10 protein-coding genes and 1 pseudogene are annotated in these 14,819 nt (G+C 39.9%); 8 read left to right on the top strand and 3 right to left on the bottom strand.

Annotated elements, in window-relative coordinates:
* Positions 1 to 815: pseudogene (locus tag FJR06_RS02200) on the bottom strand (hypothetical protein); the annotation flags it as partial.
* Positions 816 to 860: 45 nt separating this feature from the next.
* On the bottom strand, positions 861 to 4,136 hold the full coding sequence (locus FJR06_RS02205) for a S8 family serine peptidase (protein ID WP_168650589.1): 3,276 nt from the start codon (positions 4,134 to 4,136) through the stop codon (positions 861 to 863).
* An 849-nt stretch (positions 4,137 to 4,985) separates the two neighbouring features.
* Here FJR06_RS02205 and topA point away from each other — a divergent pair.
* Positions 4,986 to 7,616, top strand: a complete 2,631-nt coding sequence (gene topA / locus FJR06_RS02210; RefSeq protein ID WP_168650590.1) for a type I DNA topoisomerase — start codon at positions 4,986 to 4,988, stop codon at positions 7,614 to 7,616.
* Here the strand turns inward: topA and FJR06_RS02215 are convergent.
* Positions 7,585 to 7,764 (bottom strand): hypothetical protein, encoded by a 180-nt coding sequence (locus tag FJR06_RS02215; protein ID WP_168654041.1) that lies wholly within the window; start codon positions 7,762 to 7,764, stop codon positions 7,585 to 7,587. The two genes, topA and FJR06_RS02215, sit on opposite strands and share 32 nt — an antisense overlap.
* Before the next feature lie 237 nt (positions 7,765 to 8,001).
* On the opposite strand from FJR06_RS02215, the gene FJR06_RS02220 reads away from it, so the two are divergent.
* The 7 genes from FJR06_RS02220 to FJR06_RS02250 all read left to right on the top strand — a co-directional run bounded on the left by FJR06_RS02220 (position 8,002) and on the right by FJR06_RS02250 (position 14,554).
* Positions 8,002 to 8,142: a hypothetical protein gene (locus FJR06_RS02220; protein WP_015081449.1), complete on the top strand. Its 141-nt coding sequence runs from the start codon at positions 8,002 to 8,004 to the stop codon at positions 8,140 to 8,142.
* 25 nt (positions 8,143 to 8,167) lie between these two features.
* A complete protein-coding gene (gene aroQ, locus FJR06_RS02225) occupies positions 8,168 to 8,611 on the top strand; it encodes a type II 3-dehydroquinate dehydratase (RefSeq protein ID WP_168650591.1) in 444 nt (147 codons plus the stop codon).
* Positions 8,612 to 8,680: 69 nt separating this feature from the next.
* Positions 8,681 to 9,577, top strand: coding sequence for an ADP-ribosylglycohydrolase family protein (locus tag FJR06_RS02230; protein WP_015081451.1), 897 nt, complete (start codon positions 8,681 to 8,683; stop codon positions 9,575 to 9,577).
* A gap of 129 nt (positions 9,578 to 9,706) precedes the next feature.
* Positions 9,707 to 12,310 carry an HD family phosphohydrolase gene (locus tag FJR06_RS02235; RefSeq protein WP_168650593.1) on the top strand — a complete coding sequence of 868 codons (2,604 nt, stop codon included), beginning with the start codon at positions 9,707 to 9,709 and terminating at the stop codon, positions 12,308 to 12,310.
* A 264-nt stretch (positions 12,311 to 12,574) separates the two neighbouring features.
* Positions 12,575 to 13,180: a VWA domain-containing protein gene (locus tag FJR06_RS02240; protein WP_168634137.1), complete on the top strand. Its 606-nt coding sequence runs from the start codon at positions 12,575 to 12,577 to the stop codon at positions 13,178 to 13,180.
* A 35-nt stretch (positions 13,181 to 13,215) separates the two neighbouring features.
* Positions 13,216 to 13,821 (top strand): VWA domain-containing protein, encoded by a 606-nt coding sequence (locus FJR06_RS02245; protein ID WP_148765217.1) that lies wholly within the window; start codon positions 13,216 to 13,218, stop codon positions 13,819 to 13,821.
* 199 nt (positions 13,822 to 14,020) lie between these two features.
* On the top strand, positions 14,021 to 14,554 hold the full coding sequence (locus FJR06_RS02250) for a salt stress protein, Slr1339 family (protein WP_015081455.1): 534 nt from the start codon (positions 14,021 to 14,023) through the stop codon (positions 14,552 to 14,554).
* The last annotated feature ends 265 nt before the right edge of the window (positions 14,555 to 14,819 follow it).

The raw sequence follows: 14,819 nt of genomic DNA on the forward strand, positions 1-14,819 counted from the left end.
AATTTGGTATTACCTGCTGATTCAATTAAACTGTAAGGATTGCCAATTATGCCAATTATGCCATCACTATTTGTATCTATACCAAAGTTAGTTTCTTGGGTGAAAGCATCAGCAGAATTTAATCCAAATTGTCCTTCCGAAGAAACCCAATTCCAGTTACTATCTAAACGCCAAATATGCAGATAGTTTCCAGCAACATTTTTCCAGAGAACTTGATTAACTCCATTGACGGTTTCTGCGGCTAAAGTTTGCCAACCAGCGTAGATATTTTGGTAGATTTGTTGTCCACCGTTTTTTATAGCGGTTGGGATATTTGTTCCTACTTGAGCAAAGTATTTGTTGGCTGCATCCTTGACTAATTTGGTATTACCTGCTGATTCAATTAAGCTGTAAGGATTACCAATCACACCATCACTATTTGTATCTATACCAAAGTTAGTTTCTTGGATGAAAGCTTCCGCCGAATTTAATCCAAATTGTCCTTCAGAAGAAACCCAATTCCAGTTACTATCTAAACGCCAAATATGTAAGTAATTACCAGGAATATTTTTCCAGAGAACTTGATTAGCTCCATTGACGGTTTCTGCGGCTAGAGTTTGCCAACCAGCGTAGATATTTTGGTAGATTTGTTGTCCACCGTTTTTGATAGCGGTTGGGGTATTTGTTGCCACTTGGGCAAAGTATTTGTTGGTGGCATCTTTGACTAGTTTGGTGTTTCCTGCTGATTCAATTACAGCTACTGCTAGGGTAGTGCTGGGAGTTAGTGTCAGAGTATAATTGCCCTGACTTCCAGGGGCAGCACCACTACCAGTCATCGGATTATAGTTTCGAGCCTGATCACTGTAACCATTTACCCCGATCTAATATTGACTACCAGAGGTAACTTGTACTTCTAAATAACTGCCTCTGGTATTACTATTCTCATTGTCATTGAAAGCAATTTCAGTGCCATTAGCATCAAAGAAACGTAGGAAAGTGTCAGCACTAAATTCTTCGTAGGTACTCGTGCGAATTTGGACTTTACCACTTGAATTGGCAACGAATCTATAGATGTCGATGTCAGTAGCTCCAATAACAAAGTCGTTATCGCTGCCGATATTGGCAAAAACTGGTGAGCCAATAGTTACAGGCTGGCTCTGAACCAAATCGCTATTAATAGCATCGTTTGAGAGACTTCCGATAACTTGGTTAGTGGATAGTAATCGACTTTTGAAAATGTACTGACCTGTGTCGCCAGGTGAACCACTGCCAAGCATGAAGGGATCGAAGTTGCTATTGCCATATCCTGAAACAGCAACAAAGTAATCTGTATTGGCTTGAATTTGGTATTGTAGCAGGGGATCTACACTATTGGTATCATCATTTTCAGCTAGTAATTTTCCCTGGGCATCAAAGATTGAGAGAACCGTATCAACGGGAGTGGTAAATGAAGTATTTTCGTAGGAATCAATGTCAACTTCTAAAATTCCCGCCGTAGCTGCACGAATTTTCACAAAATCTACATCAAGGTCGCCCACTTGGAAAGATTGGCCTGTTTGCGGATCGGTATCAGCGCCAATAGTTCCTGGTTGTCCGGTAACAGGCAAAGAAATATTAGAGACTGCTTGAGCAATACTGCCATTGCGGTCATTGTTAAGAAACTGGACAGTGAGATTGTATAAACCGCCAGTGCCAGCAGTAGAGCGGTTACTCAAATTTTGGGTATTGTAATTCCGATTAGCATAATCTGAAACTCCAATATAGTAAACGTCTCCTCTGCTTACACCTGCTGCAATAAAGCTATCGGTGGTGTGTCCATGATAATAGGTTCTATCAGTAGGATCTTCAAAAACTAAGTCAGGATAAAGAGAATCAGTAAATTCAGTCCACTTATCAGCATCAAAAGATAGATCATCATCGCTGATAATCAGATCACTTGTGCCTGCAAAAGATAACTGATTGCCATTGGCATCAAACAGCCGCAGGTAGGAATCTACATAACCCGTATCAAAGGGGGTATCAATATCAATGTAGAGCGTACCATTATCAGGAATAATTACCTTGAATAAATCTACATCCCCAGTACCAACAGACTGACCATAGTCAGCACCAATGAAGCCTTCTTTGAAGTCAAAAGGATCTATATCTGTTCCCAGACTAATATCAACGGCATTTTCTAGCAGTCCGTTGAAATCGGTGTTGCCAAGGCCAAACTGAATGGAATAATTCCCAGTGGCTGCGGCTACGCCACTTCCGGCTAGATTCGGATTGTAATTTCCGTTGTTGTAGCCACTAATTCCTGCATAGTAAACGCCTGGATTTAGGGAAACTTCCAGGCGAGAAAAATCTCCTGCACCCCCATCATCATCAAAGGCTAATTCTGTTCCTGATGAATTAAACAGTCGCAGTAGCGTATCAAAATCATTGGCATTGTTGGGATGAGAACCCAGTTCAATAGTCACAGTTCCGGGAACAACAACTTCAAAACGGAATATGTCTACATCTTTATTTCCAACCTGGGTTGTTCCACCATCTGTTCCAATCGAGCCAAGGAGCGCATCCACAGGAGAACCATTTAGGCCTGTTTGTACGAGATAAGCTCCGGTAATGGTTCCGTTAGGATCTCCTGCTCCACCGCCTGGTGGTGGAGGTGCAATTTGCTCAAATCGCCGTTTAATTTCGCTGATGGCGTTATAAATGTTCAGACGACGATAGGAAGTATTAGTATTGGCAACGTTATCGTTCTCGTCATCGCCATCAACAATCTGATCACCTGTCGATCGCAGAATCTCCACAATTTCAGCCGGAGTTAAAACCCTACCTCCAAATTGAACAGCGGCTTCTTGCATGAGCGCAACAGCACCCGCTACGTGAGGAGATGCCATACTAGTTCCTGGCCATCGCTCAAATCCTCCCCCTGGCACAGTGCTTCTGATCATTGCGCCTGGAGCAAAGAGTGTGTCATAGGTGTTATTCGGGTCATCTAGACGCTGACTAAATACGAGAATACGGTCAGCCCCAGGAAGTTGTTGTGCGGATTGACTACCGCCAGGAACATACTGTCCTAAAGATTGATTGTCTTGCCAGACTGCACCAACGTTGAGAGTGCTAGATATCCCTGGAAAGGATACACCAGGGATCTCTTTTTCAGCATAATCATTCCCAGCAGCACTAACAATAGTCACTCCTACATCTTCTAGCCTGTCAATAATGTCGTTTATCTCAGTGATAATACCACCTTCAGATTCGATCTGAGAGTTATTTGTCAAAAAGCTTCCTTCGCCTAAAGACATATTGACCGCAATGATATTATATTGATTGCGGTTGTTTAGAACCCATTGGAGAGCATTTTTTATGGCACTAAAAGGACCTATAGCACGTAAGCCAATCAGACCAACATCAGGTGCAACCCCAATATTTTCATCTCTAGCACCTACTGTTCCCGCTACATGAGTCCCGTGTTGACCGGAGTCATAGGCGTTGGTTCTACCTTCGACAAAATCAGCAAATGCTCTAAAATTTGGGCTAATTAAGGAATGGCTACGATCTAACCCTGTATCTATTATTGCTACTGAAAAACCACTGCCATCAATACCGGCAAATTGTGGATCGTTGCGTAACCGAGTCAGTCCAATTAAATCAAAAGCTGGGTTAACTCCTACGGTTGCTTGTTCAATCTCAATTGTCTGTGTATTCAGAGTGATAACAGCACTATCATCTTCTGCTTGTAGCTGTTGCAGTTGAGCATTGCTCAATTCTCGCCCTTGCACCAAAGCTGCAAAAATCGCCCCTTCATCTCCAGCGCTATCGGTTTGATTAATTTGAGCATCTACAAAATGCCCAATTTCCTCTAACAGGGTATCAAGCAAAGTTTCTGGTGTAGCAGTTGCGACAAAATTAGCTGATAAATAAATCTTATTATTACTACTGGCATAAGCCCCATTAGCACCACCAAGAATGTTACTATCCAGAATTTCAATTTGCGGAAGTTGACTAAAATCACCAGATTGCCACTGTAAACGGAGGATTTCCGCACCGCTACGATTGTATTGCGTACTAAAAGCGGTATCGAAAACCTGCCAGAAATTATCTAAACCGGAGAAAGTGCTGAGTTGATTATAGGTCAGCGTCAGGGCAGAATTGGGTACAGTATTCATGGATTTAATTATTGATATTAAGATGATATCTGAAGGCGATAGGATGTGTCACAACTTGTAACACTTTTTAGCTAAAGACTATACACGCACAAGTTTGACACAAATACTTACAAGTGTCAAACCTTATATCTATGCGACAAGTTAGAATATTTTTTTACTTGGTAGTCACCAATGTTAATACTACTATCAATTTTTGACAGCTTATATTCCCTTCAAATATGCAATTCAAAGGTTAGAGTATGTTTGAAAAGTATAATTTATTGCTCAGTACAAGTAACTTATTTGCTTGGCTGAACAAACCCGCCCGGAACTTAAGTTCCGGTCTAAAAGCTAAAGTACGTTAAAACGCACTCTGGTTAACTCAAAATCAAAAAATTATCCTATTCATGCCAAAGTAGTCGGTTTTAACCGACTTTAGCTTTTAGACAGGGAATTTATTCCCTGGCTTGAAGGGACTGACTTCTTCCTGTATAAGTTAATTTTGACACAGCATCTATAAAAAAATGGCAAATTAGAAAAATTAAGCTAATTTTAAATTATTTATTTCCCCAACCTTTAACAACTGTGAGTCTTGTACTATTAAATTCCAGGGATATTTTACAAACTATAGTCGTCAAATATGTACTAGATAAGTTAAAGATGGAAATAACTGACAATTGACTCTCAAAGGTTACTTCTAGCATTCTCAAAAAGATCACTGTACCTGAAGTTGAGAAAGATTTACCCCTGTTGGGTAGTTTGTGTAAGTATACAATCACTGCTGAGGCATGATATTTCATCTTGACATTTCGCAAAAATTAACCCAACTTAACTATTTAGCTGCATAGCTATTATTCTTTTTAAATTTCCATGTCAACTCTTGTTATCGTCGAATCTCCCACAAAAGCTCGTACCATTCGCAACTACCTACCAAAAGACTATGTGGTAGAAGCTTCAATGGGTCATGTCCGTGACCTTCCCCAGTCGGCCAGTGAAATTCCCGCAGCCGTCAAAGGGGAAAAATGGGCGCAGCTTGGGGTCAATGTAGAAGCCGACTTTGAACCGATTTATGTCGTTCCCAAAGACAAAAAGAAAATTGTCACTCAGCTTAAAGAAGCCCTCAAAGGTGTAACTGAACTGATTTTAGCCACAGACGAAGACCGGGAAGGGGAAAGTATTAGTTGGCATTTATACCAATTGCTCAAGCCGAAAGTGCCAACAAAGCGCATGGTCTTTCATGAAATTACCAAGGAAGCCATTCAAAAAGCTTTGAAAGACTGCCGTAATATTGATGAGCAGGTAGTTCGCGCCCAAGAAACCAGAAGAATTTTAGACCGATTAGTAGGATATACCCTATCGCCGCTACTGTGGAAAAAAATTGCCTGGGGGTTATCCGCTGGGCGAGTGCAATCTGTAGCAGTACGCTTATTAGTAATTAAAGAACGACAACGCCGGGCTTTCCATGAAGGTACATACTGGGATTTAAAAGCCAGTTTAGAACAAGAAAAAAGTCCATTTAGCGCAGTCCTGGTGACTCTTGGCGGCACGAAAGTTGCCACAGGCAGCGATTTTGACTCAACAACGGGCAGAATTACCGCCGGGCGTAATGTTGTATTACTCAACGAGGAACAAGCCGAAGCCCTAAAAGCCCGCCTAGAAGGGAAAACTTGGACAGTGGCGGATATGGAAGAACGTCCCGTCACCCGCAAACCAGCGCCACCGTTCACAACTTCCACACTGCAACAAGAATCTAACCGCAAATTGCGCCTATCGGCACGGGATACGATGCGAGTGGCTCAAAATTTGTATGAGCAAGGGTATATTACCTATATGCGGACAGATTCGGTACATTTATCCGACCAAGCGATTACCGCCGCCCGTGCTTGTGTAGAACAAAAATACGGGAAACAATATCTTAGTCCCCAACCTCGCCAATACACCACTAAATCTAAAGGCGCACAAGAAGCTCACGAAGCCATTCGTCCCGCTGGTAGTAGTTTCCGCACACCCCAAGATACTGGCTTAGGTGGCCGAGAATTTGCTGTTTATGATTTGATTTGGAAGCGCACCGTCGCCTCACAAATGGCTGATTCTCGCCAAACTCAAGTTACTGTGCAAATCCAAGTTGAAGACGCTGGTTTTCGTTCCTCTGGTAAGCGCATAGATTTTCCTGGCTATCTTCGCGCCTATGTCGAAGGTTCGGATGATCCTGAAGCCGCTTTAGAAGACCAAGAAGTAATTCTACCTGCTCTGAAAGTTGGTGATCATCCCAAATGTAATGAACTGGAAGCGGTAGGTCATGAAACCCAACCTCCCGCCCGTTACACCGAAGCAACTTTGGTGAAAACCTTAGAAAGTGAAGGTATTGGTCGTCCTAGTACCTACGCCAGTATTATTGGCACAATCATTGATAAAGATTATGCCCAATTGGTGAATAATGCCCTAATTCCCACTTTCACGGCTTTCGCTGTGACTGATTTACTGGAAAAACATTTTCCAGATATTGTTGACCCTAGTTTTACTTCTAAAATGGAGCAAACCTTGGATGAAATTTCCACGGGTGAAGCTCAATGGCTTCCCTACTTAAAGAAATTTTATCTTGGTGAACAAGGTTTAGAAACTTTGGTGAAGGAACGGGAAACCGAAATTGATGCCAGTAAAGCTAGAACTGTAGAACTAGAAAATCTAGATGCTAAAGTCCGCATTGGTAAATATGGTCCTTATATCGAAGTTACCAATGGTGAGGAAGTAATTACCGCTTCTATCCCCAAAAACCTCACCCCGGCTGACCTGAACCCCAAACAGGTGGAAATCCTCCTCAAACAAAAAATTTCCGGACCTGACCAACTCGGTCGTCACCCGGAAACTGGAGAACCAATTTATATCAAACTTGGTACTTATGGTCCCTACGTTCAATTAGGCGATAAAACTGAGGAAAATCCTAAGCCTAAACAAGCTTCTTTACTCAAAGGTGTGACACCAGAAACCGTCACTTTAGATATGGCTGTGGGTTTATTATCTCTCCCCCGTGCTTTGGGAACTCACCCCGAAACTGGTGGCAAAGTCCAAGCTAGTTTAGGAAGATTTGGCCCCTATGTTGTCCATGACCAAGGGAAGGAGGGGAAAGATTACCGTTCTCTAAAATCTACGGATGATGTCTTGACAATTTCCTTGAATCGTGCTTTAGAATTATTGGCAGAACCGAAAAAAGGACGGGCTGCTGCTAAGAGTAAGTCTAAAGAAGCTTTACGCGAGTTGGGTACGCATCCAGAAGATGATTCACCAGTCAATATTTATGATGGTCCCTATGGTCCTTACATTAAACACGGGAAAACTAATGCCAGTCTTCCTGAAGGTGAATCAGTAGAAAATATCACGCTATCTACAGCTATTGAATTACTTTCAGCCAAAGCATCTACAAAATCTCCCCGCAAAACCACTAAATCAACTGCTACTAAATCAACTACTACTAGAGGAAAAAAGAAAGACGCAGCAAGTTAGAGGTAGGGAGCAGGGAGCAGGGGAAATTTTTTCTGTTTTCTTCCTCCCAACAACCAACAACTGACAACTGTACGGGCGAAGCATTTGGAGAACTATTTTTGGCAATGACCGATAATTTATCTTGCAAATGCTTCGCCCCTACTGACAACTGACAACTGACAACTGACTCCCAAACTTCTATTCCTTATCACCAATTACCCATTACTAATTAAGGATGTGATAATCTAATAAGTAAGGGAGAACACAAAATTAGAATTTCCTAGTAGGATATATCATACTTATGGAAATGTGTCAACCTTTTTGTAGGCTAAAGGTGTGATAATACGCCAGTTTCTGCGACCCTGTTAAAAAAAATTGAGGTACTATCTCAGGAGCGGTCAGTTTAATGGATTATATAGAAAAGGTACTGGAAAAGCTGAAAGAATTAGCGCGGAAGTTAATTGATAGCCTGCTAGGTCCAGAGGCTGAACCGGAACCGGAACTGATTCCGATTCCTGTACATGAACGTTCTCGGCGACGACGCTAAAATATTGAAGGTGTGAGAGTTGAATTTGCCAGCTTTAAGTGTTCTTGTGCTGCACGGTCCAAATCTAAATTTGCTAGGACTCAGAGAACCGGGAATTTATGGTTCTTTGACTTTGGCAGAAATTAATCGCTTGTTAGAGTCTAAAGCAATGGAACTACAAGCCGAAATATTGCCCTTGCAGTCAAATCATGAAGGGGTTTTAGTAGATGCTATACACGGGGCATTAGGAAAGCATCAGGGGATTGTCATTAATGCTGGGGCTTACACTCATACTAGTGTAGCTTTGAGGGATGCGATCGCTGCCGTTAATTTACCTACTGTCGAAGTACATCTAAGTAATATTTATCGTCGGGAAGATTTCCGCCATCATTCTTATATCGCACCAGTGGTAATTGGCCAAATCAGTGGCTTTGGCGCTCAAAGTTATTTGTTAGGCTTACAAGCACTGGTGTCCCATTTAAGGCAGTAATTAGGTGACAGGTGACAGGGAAGAAGAAGTAATTACCAATTACCAATTACCAATCACCGATTAAAAATTATGCGTTATTCTCTTGTGAATCGGGTTAGGGGAACTTTTCTGGGAGCTTTCTTGGGAGAGGGTTTATCTAGCCAGAATAGTTTTAGATTGGGTAAAATTGCGGTTTTGGGGACGGAAAGTTTAATCAGTTTGGGCAGGTTAGATGTAGATGACTGGTTAAAGCGTCAAGAACAAGCAGGTATTGAATTAGAAACAAATATTAATTTCTGGGGACAAATAATTCTCGCTACATTACCAGTGGCGATTTTTTTTCATGACAATACCGATAGAATGCGAGAAAATATTTTAGCCGTGCAAAGGATATTCAATGGGCAAAATGAGCCGATGATCAGAGATGCTAGTTTAATTATAGGATATGCGATCGCTCAATCCCTGAATGAAAAACTTAACCCCCACAGCCTGATTTCGGAAACAGTGAGTTTTTTAGATAAAACATCAACTTTAATACCACAAGAATTAATAAAAGTCAATAATTTATTAAAAAAAGGGGCGGGACTAGAAACAGCACAAAGGGAATTGAGTAGTCCAGAAAAATTAATTAGCAATATTGGTTTAGCTTTTTACTGCTTTGGGAGTACATTAGAAGACTTTCCCCTGACCGTATTAAGAGCTAATCAAAATCACAATTTTGCCAATCAAAATATTACAGGTGCAATTGCTGGAGCATTATCAGGCGCGTATAACAGTACAGTTGGTATACCTGTAAATTGGCAAATTTCTCCGTCAGTCACTAACTCCCCGGCTTGGGGACTTGAGAGTTTTGCCCAAATGTTCACATTAGCCGATACAATGATGGCGGTGTGGTCTGGAGTATATGACTTGAGCGATAATTGCGGCGAATTTGTGGACACAGGATATACTATCTTTGCTGCTCCTCATATTATCCGTAGACGTTGAAATGATCTGATTCAGCAAAGGTCAAATGGGAACTGCTATCACTCCCTAACTTTTTATCCAGCTAGAGTGGCGTTCGCGGTAGCATGGCGGAGACATCAGCCATATTTGGGGTATTTCGCGGAAGGAAAGATGAAAACGCAGCGATTTTTGCAATCCTTGAGCCAGCAACTGAGGCAATGGCAGCGGCAGTATAAAGTGCTATTCCGAAAAGGAAAGTATCAGCATAAACTGCATGGGAATTTTCTAAAAAATCTACTTCTGTATTTATCAGCAAATAGTCATCAAGGAAAACAAGGCAAACAGAGACAGACACAACAATCAACTGTTAAATTAGTTAAGAAAACTCGTGGTATTGATAAATTTATTCTTCTATGGATACATCAAAAACGCTCTTCAATAATTTTGGTATTGGCAATCTTATCACTCACAAGTGTAATGGGACATGGTTTATATAACCAACCAAGAATGAAAGTTGATAATATTGCTTTACAAACATTTACTGCTCCTTTCACAGATGATGTTGAAGATCAGCAAGAAACAGAACAGAAACGAAAAGATGCTATAGATAAATCTGTGCCTGTTCTCATGATTGATAACCATATAAATGAACAAATTAATGAACAGGTGGAAAAATTTTTAGATACAACTAATGAACTTAGGGATATAGTTGACGGGTTTCCATTTTTTGATCCTGCCGTTTTATCAATTTCTATTCAACGTTATCTTAGGACTTTTCCTGAATCAGAATGGCAAAAGCTGAAAGTAACTTTAGAAAATAATAGAAAACAAAATTTAAAAAAACAAAATTCAAAATTTTTGTTGTCTCCACAAATATCATCAAATTTTCCGGTATTGCAATTGTCTAAACCTTTTCCTATTTATGGAAAGCAGAGTGATGAAGCTAGTTTTATTCAAGCATTATCAGAACTAGAAGCTTATCAATTTACTGGATCAGAATCTAATTTTTCAGCATTGATTACCAAAATCTCTCAAGTTAGACAAAAATATAATCAAGCAATTGAGAAAGCATCACAAATAGAAACTGGACAAATTAAAAATTTTTATACAGAACCTATTATTTTAGATTTAACTGATGATGATTGGTTAAAAACACAAGATGGGATTCATAAAATTGCCGAGCGAATTCTTGCCCAAGGTATATATGCTGGATTACCTAAAACTATTTTGAATAATGCAGTTAATTTGCAAGTGCAATCATCTGTACCTAGTGAAGCTGAACCCCTAGTAACAAAATTATTATTAGCCGTACTACAACCAAATCTTAAACAAGACGAAGCCCAAACAAAACAACAAGATGAACTGGTAGCTAATCAAATACAATCTGTAATGATCCGGGTGAAAAAAGCAGAGGTAATTGTTAGTAAAGGAGAAAAAATTACTAAATGGAAATTTCAGGTATTAGAACATTATCGCCTGATTGGCCGCCAAGTGAATTGGATGGGTTTAACAATTGTCGGTATGGTTGTTACTGGAGGGATTCAGATTTTTGTCTGGATAGAAAGAAAAAGTCATAACTATTTGCGACAACGCGATCGCCTATTAGTTTTACTTCTTAGCCTCAGTGTTCCTGGAGTATTGGCAATGAGTTTACCCTATACTACTTGGAGTGCTATTGGTTTATTATTAGGCAGTTTCTATGGACCAACTGTAGGGATAACAGTAGTAGGGTTATTGTCGCTGATACTCCCAATTACCACAGATACAAATATTCTGGTATTGTTGGCTGGGGCTATGGGGGGAATGTTAAGTAGTTATGTCGCTCATAGATTGCGATCGCGTGAAGAATTAGCATTATTAGGTGTTGTCTCTGCCTTAACCCAAGGTGGTGTATTCTTACTATTAAAAATCCTCACAGGTGGGGTATTTGGTTCGGGTTGGTATATCTTCCAAGAAGCAGGTTTGTTTGCTGTATCTGGCTTGTCTTGGAGTATTGTGGCTTTGGGTTTAAGTCCTTATTTAGAAACATTATTTGATGTGATTACTCCTATCCGCTTGGCAGAATTAGCTAATCCCAACCGCCCATTATTAAAGCGACTAGCTACGGAAACTCCAGGAACTTTTCAACATACTTTATTAGTGGCAACTCTAGCTGAAGCTGCGGCTAAACAATTGGGATGTAATGTAGAATTAGTTAGGGCGGGAACTCTGTATCATGATATTGGCAAAATGCACGATCCCTTGGGATTTATTGAAAATCAAATTGGCAGTCCCAATAAACATGAAACAGAAATTCAAGATCCTTGGAAAAGTGCCGAATTGATTAAAAAGCACGTGACGGAAGGGGTAGTAATGGCGAAGAAACACAGTTTACCAACGGCAATTCAGGCTTTTATTCCCGAACATCAAGGCACAATGGCGATCGCTTATTTTTATCACCAAGCCCAACAAATAGCCCAAGAAAATCCCCATATCATCGTAGATAAAGCAGATTTTTGTTATGATGGTCCTATCCCCCAATCACGGGAAACAGGAATCGTCATGTTAGCGGATTCTTGTGAAGCCGCATTACGCAGTCTTAAAGATGCAACTCCAGAAAAAGCATTGAATATGCTGAATAATATTCTCAAAGCAAAATGGCAAGATGAACAATTAATAGATTCGGGCTTGACAAGAGAAGAAATGCCAAAAATTGCCCAAATATTTGTGGATGTTTGGCAACAATTTCATCACAAACGCATTGCTTATCCTAAAGCAAAAGTTGGTAATTCGTAATTAAGATCAAGCTGCATAGAATTAGAATTTAAGAATAATCAAACGCAGATAAACGCAGATAAACGCAGATAAGGACGGATGAATCACAGCAGATTGCAGATTAATGAGGTACAGGATCTAAATTCAAAGCCAGACAGCAAGCCAGTTTTACTCCTTATTCATTCTTCCTTCTTCATTCTGACTCCTGACTCCTGACTCCTTTATTCCTGCTGTATTCATACTTAACGGTTAAACTAGAGATAGAAAAATGACAATAGGAAGATTATGATGAGCGATCGTGACTATACCTTAATTATTGACAAAAGCGGTAGTATGTCCACACCCGACCAAGCGGGTGGAAGAACTAGATGGAAGATAGCTGAAGAATCTACCATTGCTTTAGCCAGAAAGTGTGAAGAATTTGATCCTGATGGCATTACAGTTTACGTTTTTTCCGGCAGATTTAAACGTTATGAAAATGTTACTGCTGCTAAAGTTGCCCAGATATTTCAGGAAAATGATCCATCCGGTACGACTAACTTAGGAAGTGTCCTCCAAGATGCCCTAAATAACTACTTTCAGCGCAAAGCCGCTGGGACAACAAAACTTAATGGAGAAACGATTTTAGTCATTACTGACGGTGAACCAGATGATCGCAAAGCCGTATTTGAAATTATCATTCGTGCTACCCAACAAATGGAAAAAGATGAAGAATTAGGAATTTCCATGATTCAAGTCGGTTCAGATCCTCAAGCCACCAAATTTCTTAAAGCCTTAGATGATCAATTACAAAGTGTTGGTGCTAAATTCGATATTTGTGATACCGTAACTTTAGATGATTTAGAAGACATGAGTTTAGCTGATGTTTTAATGAATGCCATCACTGATTAATTAACAAAAATTCCTAATATCTGGAGAGTTTAGTCATGCTAGAAAACCGTGATTACACCTTAATTATTGATAAAAGCGGTAGCATGGCTACCCCAGATCAAAAAGGTGGTAGAACTAGATGGGCAACAGCACAAGAATCTACTTTTGCATTAGCAAGTAAATGTGAACAACTTGATCCAGATGGCATTACTATTTACTTATTTTCTGGGAAATTTAAACGTTATGAAAATGTCACATCTGCTAAAGTAACACAAATTTTTCAAGAAAATGATCCTTCAGGAACAACAGATTTAGCGGGTGTTTTGAAACACGCTACTGATGATTATCTACAACGTAAAGCCTCTAGTAAAAGTCAACCCAATGGGGAAACAATTTTAGTAGTTACTGACGGTGAACCAGATGATCGCAAAGCCGTCATGAAGGTAATTATTGAAGTTTCTCGTCGTCTGGATAGAGATGAAGAATTAGCTATTTCCTTTATTCAAGTCGGTAATGATGCTCAAGCTACCCGCTTTTTGAAAATCTTGGATGATGAATTGCAAAGTGCAGGTGCTAAGTTTGATATTTGCGACACTATCACAATGGATGATATGGAAGATATGAGTTTATCAGAAGTTCTCCTCAATGCCATTAATGACTAGCACCGCAAGGCGGAATTAAAAATTAACAATTAAAAATTAAAAAAGCTTGCTGAATATTGCTTTTGACTTTTGACTTCCGCCTTGCGGTACTATTACCGTCGTGAATTAAAAATTAAAAATGATCCCCCAATTTTCACATCAATTCATAATTTGATAAAAAAAGAAGTCGGGGATCTTATATTTTTTAGGAATTACAAATATGGATTCCATTGACAAGCTATTAGCTGAACTCAAAACTGAATATACAGAACCAAAAACCACAGCACCAGAAAATAATTTAACCCCAGTTAAATCGGTTTCACCCACAATCAAATCAGATGTATTCATAGATAAATTGTTATCAGAAGTACAAGCTGATTTGGCTGAAAATAAAACTGCATATATCCAATCCAAACCCACAGAACCACAGAATAATTTACAAACCATTCAATTTGTCCATTTACCTGATACTAAATCTGATGTATTTGTAAATAACTTATTAGCAGATGTACAAGCTGATATTTTGGCAAAAGATGCGGCGGTCGCACTGCAAAAACAAGAAGAATTAACACAGGAGAAAATTCATCAAGAAAAACTTCAAGCTAAACAAAAAGCAGCTTTAGAAAAACCTGCTAAACAATGGTTAGCTAAATTAGATCCATTATCATCAGAAGGATTATGGTTTGAAAGATTTGCTGAAAGTTATCCTCACAAATTAGCAGCCGCAATTGATTATTTACAAACTAATTCCTAAATTTCAATTTACCGCTAATTTCTGGTTTTTGCCTTCACCAAATAGAACGAAAGGCACGGAAGCCACTTGGCAATAGATGCGTGGAGGAAGTGCCAACGGCGTTCGCGGAGCGTGCCGGAGGCTCTATTTATTCGCAATCAAGATTCTCAACCATGATGCGGGTCTTCTATGTAGGGGCTGCTGAATAAACCTAGAACTGAGATATATCAAGAGTTTGAAGGTAAAAAAGGTGAATCAGGTGCAAGGAATAAGGGTTGAAATCAGC

Origin of the sequence: Dolichospermum sp. UHCC 0352 (assembly GCF_009711925.1) — a bacterium.
Lineage (GTDB): Bacteria > Cyanobacteriota > Cyanobacteriia > Cyanobacteriales > Nostocaceae > Dolichospermum > Dolichospermum lemmermannii.

Excerpts from the sequence above, each read along its gene's own strand:
- FJR06_RS02250 (WP_015081455.1), top strand. The coding sequence starts at position 14,021 with ATGGATTCCATTGACAAGCTATTAGCTGAACTCAAAACTGAATATACA.
- topA (WP_168650590.1), top strand. The coding sequence starts at position 4,986 with ATGTCAACTCTTGTTATCGTCGAATCTCCCACAAAAGCTCGTACCATT.
- FJR06_RS02230 (WP_015081451.1), top strand. The coding sequence starts at position 8,681 with ATGCGTTATTCTCTTGTGAATCGGGTTAGGGGAACTTTTCTGGGAGCT.
- FJR06_RS02245 (WP_148765217.1), top strand. The coding sequence starts at position 13,216 with ATGCTAGAAAACCGTGATTACACCTTAATTATTGATAAAAGCGGTAGC.
- FJR06_RS02205 (WP_168650589.1), bottom strand. The coding sequence starts at position 4,136 with ATGAATACTGTACCCAATTCTGCCCTGACGCTGACCTATAATCAACTC.
- FJR06_RS02220 (WP_015081449.1), top strand. The coding sequence starts at position 8,002 with ATGGATTATATAGAAAAGGTACTGGAAAAGCTGAAAGAATTAGCGCGG.
- FJR06_RS02235 (WP_168650593.1), top strand. The coding sequence starts at position 9,707 with ATGAAAACGCAGCGATTTTTGCAATCCTTGAGCCAGCAACTGAGGCAA.
- FJR06_RS02240 (WP_168634137.1), top strand. The coding sequence starts at position 12,575 with ATGATGAGCGATCGTGACTATACCTTAATTATTGACAAAAGCGGTAGT.